The organism is Vibrio sp. Vb1574, assembly GCF_033338675.1.
On record NZ_JAWOTC010000067.1, the window covers coordinates 1 to 8,794 of the forward strand.

General features: G+C 47.4%; 5 protein-coding genes and 1 pseudogene. 5 read left to right on the forward strand and 1 reads right to left on the reverse strand.

The features are described 5' to 3' along the window. The 4 genes from R7O12_RS23070 to R7O12_RS23085 all read left to right on the forward strand — a co-directional run. Positions 1 to 4,043 (forward strand): tandem-95 repeat protein (locus tag R7O12_RS23070; protein ID WP_318106188.1); only part of this gene is annotated, 4,043 nt, incomplete at its 5' end. Positions 4,044 to 4,474: 431 nt separating this feature from the next. Beyond that, a complete protein-coding gene (locus tag R7O12_RS23075) occupies positions 4,475 to 4,828 on the forward strand; it encodes a hypothetical protein (protein ID WP_005375589.1) in 354 nt (117 codons plus the stop codon). A 121-nt stretch (positions 4,829 to 4,949) separates the two neighbouring features. After that, positions 4,950 to 6,950, forward strand: coding sequence for a methyl-accepting chemotaxis protein (locus R7O12_RS23080; protein WP_318126426.1), 2,001 nt, complete (start codon positions 4,950 to 4,952; stop codon positions 6,948 to 6,950). Positions 6,951 to 7,250: 300 nt separating this feature from the next. Next, positions 7,251 to 7,730 carry a Dps family protein gene (locus tag R7O12_RS23085; RefSeq protein ID WP_186176447.1) on the forward strand — a complete coding sequence of 160 codons (480 nt, stop codon included), beginning with the start codon at positions 7,251 to 7,253 and terminating at the stop codon, positions 7,728 to 7,730. Positions 7,731 to 7,838: 108 nt separating this feature from the next. Here R7O12_RS23085 and R7O12_RS23090 read toward each other — a convergent pair whose 3' ends face one another. Next, positions 7,839 to 8,453, reverse strand: coding sequence for an HAD family hydrolase (locus tag R7O12_RS23090; RefSeq protein WP_005388252.1), 615 nt, complete (start codon positions 8,451 to 8,453; stop codon positions 7,839 to 7,841). 124 nt (positions 8,454 to 8,577) lie between these two features. Here R7O12_RS23090 and R7O12_RS23095 point away from each other — a divergent pair. Further along, positions 8,578 to 8,718: pseudogene (locus tag R7O12_RS23095) on the forward strand (LD-carboxypeptidase); the annotation flags it as partial. Positions 8,719 to 8,794 lie beyond the last annotated feature (76 nt).

An 8,794-nucleotide genomic window follows, 5' to 3' on the forward strand; every position in this document is an offset into this window, starting at 1 on the left:
TGTTGGCACAAGCAACGGATGTAGAAGGTGATGCACTAACCGCTTCTAACCTAGTGGTTGACGGTGATGCGACGGTTACGGCTAATGACGATGGTAGCTTTACCATTACGCCTGACGCGAACTTTAATGGCGACATTGATATCACGTTCGATATCAACGATGGCAGCGATACTATCGTTGCAACGGCGGACCTAACGGTTAATCCAGTTAACGACCTACCACAGCCAGAAGATCAAGCGTTCACCATTGGTGAAGATGGCGTCTTGTTGTTCACTGATGAAGATCTGCTTGATGGCGCAACAGATATCGATGGCGATGACCTATCGGTTGCAGGCGTGAGCTACACAGGCGCAGATGGTGTCCTAACCGACAATGGTGATGGCACTTACAGCTTCGCGCCAAACGAGAACTTCAATGGCGATGTGAACTTTACCTTCGATGTTTCTGATGGCACGGATACAGTGACCGCAAATATCGATGTAAGTGTGACGCCAGAGAACGATCCACCCGTGGCAGGTAGCACGTCTTACACCGTACACGAAGACAACTCGATCACAATCAGCGATGAGCAATTACTAGCGAATTCGTCAGATATTGAAGGCGATGTTTCGGTTGATAGTGTGAGCTACAGTGGCGCAGATGGCGTGTTCCAAGACAATGGTGACGGTACGTACACCTTCTCGCCAAACGAGAACTTCAATGGTGAAGTCAGCCTAGATGTTGTCGTAGTCGATGAAGACGGGGCGACGGATTCAACTACCGCTGGCATTACTGTTCTTGAGGTGAACGACCCACCAATCGCAGGCGCGACTAGCTACTCCGTTAACGAAGACGAAGTCATTATCTTCACGGAAGAGCAACTGCTAGCGCAATCAAGTGACGTGGAAGGCGACGTGAGCCTAGAAAGCGTCTCTTACAGTGGTAGCGACGGCATTCTAACGGCGAATGACGATGGCACTTACAGCTTCGCGCCAAATGAAAACTTCAACGGTGGCGTAAGCCTAGACGTAGTAGTCGCTGATGAAGACGGTGCAACTGCGACAACCAACGCGAACATTGATGTATTGCCAGTCAACGATGCTCCGGTATCTGGCGATTTGGCTTACAGCGTCGATGAAGACGGTTCAATCACATTGAGTCAAGAGCAGTTACTGGCTCAAGCGGGTGACGTCGACAGCGACAATCTAGAAGCGGTGAACTTAACCGCGGTAACCAATGCAACCGTTGTTGAGAACCAAGATGGTAGCTTTACGATTACGCCTGATGTGAACTTCAATGGCGATATCGACCTAAGTTTCGACTTGATTGACAACGATGGTGCGAGCGTGGAAGTGGGCGTTGACCTAACGGTGAACCCAATTAACGATGCGCCGCAATCAACGCCAGTGAATATTGCTGGCACCGAAGATACCACCATTCTTATCACGCAGGACATGTTGCTTGCTAACGCGACAGACATCGACAACACCTACGACGAATTGTCTGCTGTCGACCTAGTGATTGATGAGCAATACGGTGACTTGCTAGACAACGGTGATGGTACTTGGTCATTCACTCCTGCGGAGAACTTCAACGGTGATGTGCCATTGTCGTTCGGTGTCAGCGATGGTGATTTAGTTACGCCGGTTGAAGGCAATCTAAACGTCGAAGCGGTTAACGATGCACCAGAAGCGCCAACCATCCAGATGCAAGGCGAAGAAGATGTGGTCATGGTGATTGACCCAGCTTACATCGCTGATCAAGTTACGGATCTTGATGGTGACGAAATCAGCGTAGAAAGCATCACGGTTCGTGCTCCTGCAAACGCGACATTAACCCAGCAGCCAGATGGTATGTACCACTTGGTGACCACTCAAGACTTCAATGGTTTGGTGGAACTGGGCTACACCGCGACGGATGGTGAAGAAGTGGTTGAAGGCTCGTTGAATGTGGATGTTATTCCAGTCAACGATGCTCCATTCAATGTGGGTAATGCCTTTATGGCAACCGACGAGGATGGCGCATTCACCTTCGACGCTGGCGACTTGATGAACTTGTTCGGCGATATCGACACTGAAAACCTAGTCGTATCACGCATTATCACCGCAGAAGGTGAAGGTGGTGGTGAGGTAACGGACAACGGTGACGGTACTTGGACATTCACACCGACTGGCGATTTTGCAGGGGTTTCTGACTTGCAAGTTGTGGTAAGTGACGGTGAGTTTGAGACGGTACTTGATGTACCAGTGTTTGTTCGCCCTGTTGCCGATGGCGCAGTCATCACAACCGACCATGATGGTCCGTTAGTCTTCGGTGAGGACGAAACAGGTCACCTAGGCTTGAATGTCGGTCTAATCGACGATTCAGAAACGTTAAGTAACCTAGTGATGACTGGTTTCCCTGTTGGCTTCGAAGTTACGGATGGTGTGAACACCATTACCATTACGGAACCGGGTCAATACATCGATTTGAACGAGTGGGATATTTCAGACCTGCAAATGACGCCTCCGGCTGACTTTAATGGCGAGTTCTTCGTAACCGTGACCGCAACAACGGTGGATTATGGTGACGAGCCAGAAGAGTTCGAAGATGGCATCGATTCAGGTGACTTCGAAACCCTAGCGGGTGAACCTGTTATCCTAACCGCAGATGACCTAATCGGATTGGCAGAAAACGTAGACGCTGACGCGGGTGATGAAGTGAAATTCGTTCACCTAGCTGATCGCAGCCAAGGTGAAATTGTCGATAACGGTGATGGCACATGGACATTCAATCCAGCACCTGGCTTTACTGGTGAAGCGGATATCGCTTACGTGATTGATAAAGACGGTGTGCTGCATGATGAGCAAACAGGTGTGGTCGTGAAAGAAGATGCACCACAAGAGAATGCTTCTCCAGAAATCGACAGCATTTCTACCACAGAAATGGCAGCGGATGGCACCTTGTCGTTCACCAATGATGACATGCTATCGACCTTGAGCGATGCAGAAGGCGACAGCTTGAGCATTGAGTCAGTGAGCCTAATGGAAGGTCAAGGTGTGATAGAGACCGATAACCAAGGTAACTACCAATTCACACCAGCAGAAGGCTACACCGGAGATGTTCAAGTTGGCTTTATTGCCACTGACGGTGAAAACCGCATTGAGAGTTTCTTTAATGTCGACATCCAAGGTGAAGGTGAAACCACAACCAGTGAAGGCTACGCACTGGCTGATGATGGTTCACTAACACTAACGGAAGCACAGTTGATTGATGAGCTTGGCATTAGCCCTTCAGCAGAAGTGTTGGATGTCGCCGATGCAAACGATGCAGGTTTCTTCGCGAAATCAGGTGATGAAGAGTGGACATACTGGCCGAACGATGACTTCGATGGCAATTTGGCTATGGATGTTCAGGTCAACGACAATGGTGAAGTATCGACTCAGAATCTGAGCATCCAAGTTGCGGACGATTCAGCGCAAAGTGACGAGCCACAAATTCAAACTGCTCAAGCATCATCAGAGCAGCAAGTTGGCGAAGCGCAACAGCCTGAAGAGCAAGCAGCAAACGGTGCAGACAGTGAAGAGGAGAGCGCAGCTGATGTGACTGCAGCACCAGGCGATACCATTTCTATCTCGGTTCCAGATGAGGTCAGTGGTAACGAATCGGTGGATTATGCAGAAATGTCCGGTCTACCTGATGGTGCATCAGTAAGCAACGCACTGGATAATGGCGATGGCAGCTTCACATTAAGTGGCAACCTGAACCAACCAGTATCGGTTGACTTACCAGAAGGTTACGAAGGTACGAGCGAAATCCAATTCCAAGGTTACGACGAATTGGGCAGCGCAGTAGAAGGTGCGAGTGGCACAGTTGAAGTTGAAGTCGATGATCAATACACCATGCAAGGTTCTGCTCAAGATCAGCAACCAGACATGGCGGGTATGGAATCTGGCGGCAGCGACTGGACAAGTGCGGGAAGTCAAGATCAAGGTGTTGACTTCACGGATGACTCTGGCAGCTTCGACTCGGATACTCAAACGGGTACTGACCAAGGCAACGATTTCGATCAAAGCTCAATGTAACCAGTCCTAGACGAGGGCAGTGTCATTGCAGCCCGGACCAAAGCCATGCAGGTTCTACTTGCATGGCTTTTTTGTTGGTCTTCTTTCTATGAGCTCTAGAAAAAAACTTGGAAATTGAAAAAAGTATTCTTAGCTAGTTTATACCCAAGTAACCTCGAGATGTTAGGTTCAGCGAGAATGGCTTGGTTTGTAGACGCGGCGGCGATTTAAAGGTCTAGTGGGTCTAAATCAAGAATCGACAACAAAGTATACAAACCAAGACAGCTCGCCCTTCGGGAGCGTGTCATTGACTCGGTTTCTGTGTCAAACAACTTGGAAAGAGCTGACTATTACGCTGCGTTGTTTTCCTTGACCCCGAATCAATGACAACGCTCTGAATCCTGCATCTTGAAGTCACTTGGGTATAAGAGTCATTTACAAGGAGGAGCGACATGTACCGTTATGTCAGTTCGCCAAAAGCATCGAAGTACATAGTGCCACCACCACAGCATCGAGAGTTGTCGAGTATCGATGTGCCGGAGTCAGAGCTTGAGATGCGTGAAATTCTGAACAATTGGTTTGCTGATGGATTGGCGCCCATCATTCAGAATGAAGACAATTACATCTCTGCTAATGAGCAACAGCGCTTTGAGCAGCTCAGCCGTACGGTGGGCGTGCTACTGCGTAATAAAGATTACTACTTTGCCACCAAGCGGATTCTCTCGTTGTGGGAGCAAGACTGCTTAGAAACCACTTACGTTAATTATCTGATTTTACGTAGTGAGCGCATACCATACTTCGAATAAGTCCCATTTCTTGGCTTGAAATAGTGGTTTACATGGTTTTCTTAGTAACTTTTGATACCCGTATTTAACATTTTTGTAAACATCGTTATATTTAAGGCTCATCGTTGTCAGGAGTTTATGGATGAACCTTACGATATCAGGGAAGTTGCAGCTCAGTTTTGTGCTGCTAGCCGTACTTTTTATGGCATCAGCGGTATTCACGTATCGCAACGTCACTACCGTAGAGCAATACGCCTCTTCGTTACTTAAATCCGATTTACCGACCGTCGACACCAGTCGCGGTATCCAACAGTCCGTTCAAGCGTCGCTGTCCTCGATTCGAGCCTACATGTTGCTAGGTGGCGATGAAGAGGCGAGTGCACGTCTGAGTGAGGACGTACGCAATATCATGGCATCTACAGACGAGTCACTTCCGACGTTGCAGGTGTTGATCTCTGAACAGGATTTTCAAGCGATCCAAAGCCAGTGGGACGCGGTAAAAGTCTCTTTGAACAAGCTGATTGAACTTAGCCACAGTGATGAGAACTTACCCGCACACAACCTCTTTATTAACGAAGCGGCACCCATTGCAGAAGTGGCACTTGACCAGCTTCAAAGCTTAATCAATGAAGAGTCGGGAAATCCATTTGGTGGAGACAGAAAGCGTTTGTTTAAAGTCTACGCCGACAGTTATACCTCCCTTGCCAATGCACTGTCTGCTTTGCGAGATTTCCTGTTGTACGGGCAGCAAGAGCATTTGGACAAATACCACGACTTGATTAAGTACCACAATCAGTCCGTGGCGGAAATCGACAGCAAACTCGACAGACTTACCGATAACGACCAATCACTGTGGTCACTGTTTAAAGAAATGCAGCAACTGTACTTTCCTTTAGCAGAGCAGGTGATTGCATTGCGTCAATCGCCAGAATGGAACGAATCAAACTTGTTAATGGCGAATGAACTGTTGCCAGCAGCGGATGCACTAGACCAAAGTTTAGAAACGATTGTATTGGCTCAGCAAAGTCGTGCTGATCAAAGTGGACAGGGTATTAATCAGTCGATCAAGAACGTACTGACCACTATGTTGATTGCAGCAGCATTAGTTTTGTTTGCCGCAGTAGCGATTTCAAAATACATGGGCAACACCATTGGTCGCCGAGTGAAAAACTTATCGGAGCGTGCAAAGACGATCGCTTCAGGGGACGTTTCTCAGCCTCCGCTCACCGTTGTTGGGAAAGATGAATTGGCAGACCTTACCGATTCGATTAACCGCATGAACCAATCGTTAGCGAGCATCGTGGCAGGGGTGAGTGAGAAAGCGCACCAAGTGGATACCAGCATGGGGGCTTTATTGGAATCGGCGCAAGTCACTTCATCGAATGTTGAACAGCAACAGACCAGCATTGTTGAAATGGGAAGCCAATTGGATGAAATCGCTTTAGCCGCGCGTAACACCCTAGATCAAGCCAATCAATCGGTGCAGAAGCTTTCTGATTCAAAAGGCGAGATTGAACAAGGTCGCGATGCACTAGAGCAAAACAGAGTCACCATGGAAAGCTTACATGGCAGCATTGAAGCCGCGAGCACGCAAGTGACGCAGTTAAGCAAAGAGAGCGAAGCCATTGGTCGAGTGACGGAAGTGATTGAAGGCTTAGCAGAACAAACTAACTTACTGGCATTGAATGCCGCGATAGAAGCAGCGCGTGCGGGTGACCAAGGACGAGGCTTTGCGGTTGTGGCGGACGAAGTACGCATGTTAGCGACGCGCACTACTCAATCGACGACAGAAATAAACGGCATTATCAATGCGATTCAACGCTCGACCAATTCGGTGGTTGAGGAGATAGAACACAGCCAATCACTTGCGGGGCAGGGCGCTGAGCACATTGAAAAAGCGGTAACTCGTTTGCTTGTCACGACCGAGCAAATTGGTTCTTTGAATGAACAAATGGCAGAACTTGCGGCAGCGGCAGAGCAGCAATCTCATGCGACCAATTCGATCACTGGATTGATGTCCGGTATTACTCAATCAGTGGATGAGGTTTCGAATAACAGCCAACGCGCATCAGAGACATCATTGCAAGTAAAAGAGCAAGTTACCGAGCTGAATCAACAGATGGCAACTTTTAAAACGGCGTAGTTAAGGTTTACGTCTGTTCATCTACTTTTGAACGTTAACCAAATAGTAAAAAAGCCCCAATCCTTTTTACACAAAAAGGGTTGGGGCTTTTTGTTGGATGATACGCCGATATTCGTCTACTTGCTCATTGGATTTAGCTATTTAAATCATAGCTAAAACCAAATTTTCTTTACCGAGCCGGAGTCGTAATATGACTCCATCGGCAGCAAATACTGCAAAAGAATTTTTAAACTTTATACCAATCCCGGTAAGAGAATCGTTCGTTACTACGATTGGTATCATCCTTCTAGGAGCAAGATTATGAACAAACAAGTAAGCCTAATTGGTCTAGACAGCGAACAATCAGCACAACTAGCTCAACAGTTAAATCAACTGCTAGCGTATTACCAAGTGTTGTACATGAACTCTCGCGGTTACCACTGGAACATTAAAGGTGCGCAATTCTTCGAACTGCACGTAAAATTTGAAGAGATCTACACGGATCTACAAACAAAAATCGATGAGCTTGCAGAGCGTATTCTAACTCTGGGTCACACGCCAGCGCACGCATTCAGCAACTACTTGGAAGCAAGTGAAATTAAAGAACATCAAAACGCGACTTCTGGTGAGGAGTGTGTACAAGGTCTGGTTCAAGGCTTTAGCGTTCTACTTCTAAAACAGCGTGAGATTCTACAAAACGCGGGTGAAGCAGATGACGAAGGTACAGCGGCATTGATGGGCGACTACATCCGTGAGCAAGAAAAATTAATGTGGATGCTTAACGCTTACCTACAAGGCTAAGTGGCGCATCACCCAAGTAATCCTTGGGAACGCATGAAACAATCGGGAATAAGTCATAAGGGGCACGTTGGTGCCCCTTTTTTTGTTTGCGTATTTTATATGTGTGCTTTATTTGCGTGGTAAGGATTCGAAACGGCTCAATAAATCACTGAGTTCATTAAGCGCCAATGAGGCTGAATCATTGAAGGTTTCTTGATTACCGTGATGAACAAGGCAAGAGGGCATCTGCGCGTTATACGCTGCCTGCAAGTCGTAAAGGTAATCGCCGACATAAAGCACTTCATCAGGCATCAAACGCCACTCTTTCGCCAACACCTGCAAAGACAATGGGTCTGGCTTGGGCGGGAAGCATTCACGAGTGATGACTCGCTCCACAGAGATTTGGTTGTGCTCTAGTTTGCGCTGCGTGGCGATTTGGCAGTTGCGTGTCACGATAGCGGTTTTGATTTCATTTTGATGCAAGTGGGCGAGCAACTCATGGCAGCCAATCATTGGAGCAGACTGCTCAGCATCAGAAATCTCGTAATCAAATATCACGTTATGAGCGTGCTCTCGATGATGAGGGTGCTCAAGTGCGTCGACAAAATCCAATAGATCTTCACTCTGCGGACAACCTAGCTGTTGTCGCAATTCGCCGAAGTTCATATCAGAACTCACCAAGGTGTTGTCTAAATCAAACACCACGGCTTTAATTTTATCGAGCTGTAAAGGGAATGGAATCATAATGACCTCGTACAACTTAACCGAACTATCGTTTTAAAAAACAAAAGGTTATTGTTAAGTTTAGATTCTTCTGCTTAGATTGTACGAAAATAAATCAACCATGTATCACAAAACAAGGACGCGCATGATCATTCCTAAACCATTACAAAAAGGCGACACCATCGGCTTTTTCTCGCCATCCTCTCCAGCCACGGTATTTGCGCCAGCGCGTTTTGAGCGTGCCAAAGCGTATGTGGAATCCCATGGTTACCAGCTAAAAGCAGGCTTGGATTCAAGTACGAAGTGCGACACCCCTGAAATTTAAAACAGTGAGATGTGCTATTCATAAATTTTACTCCCGC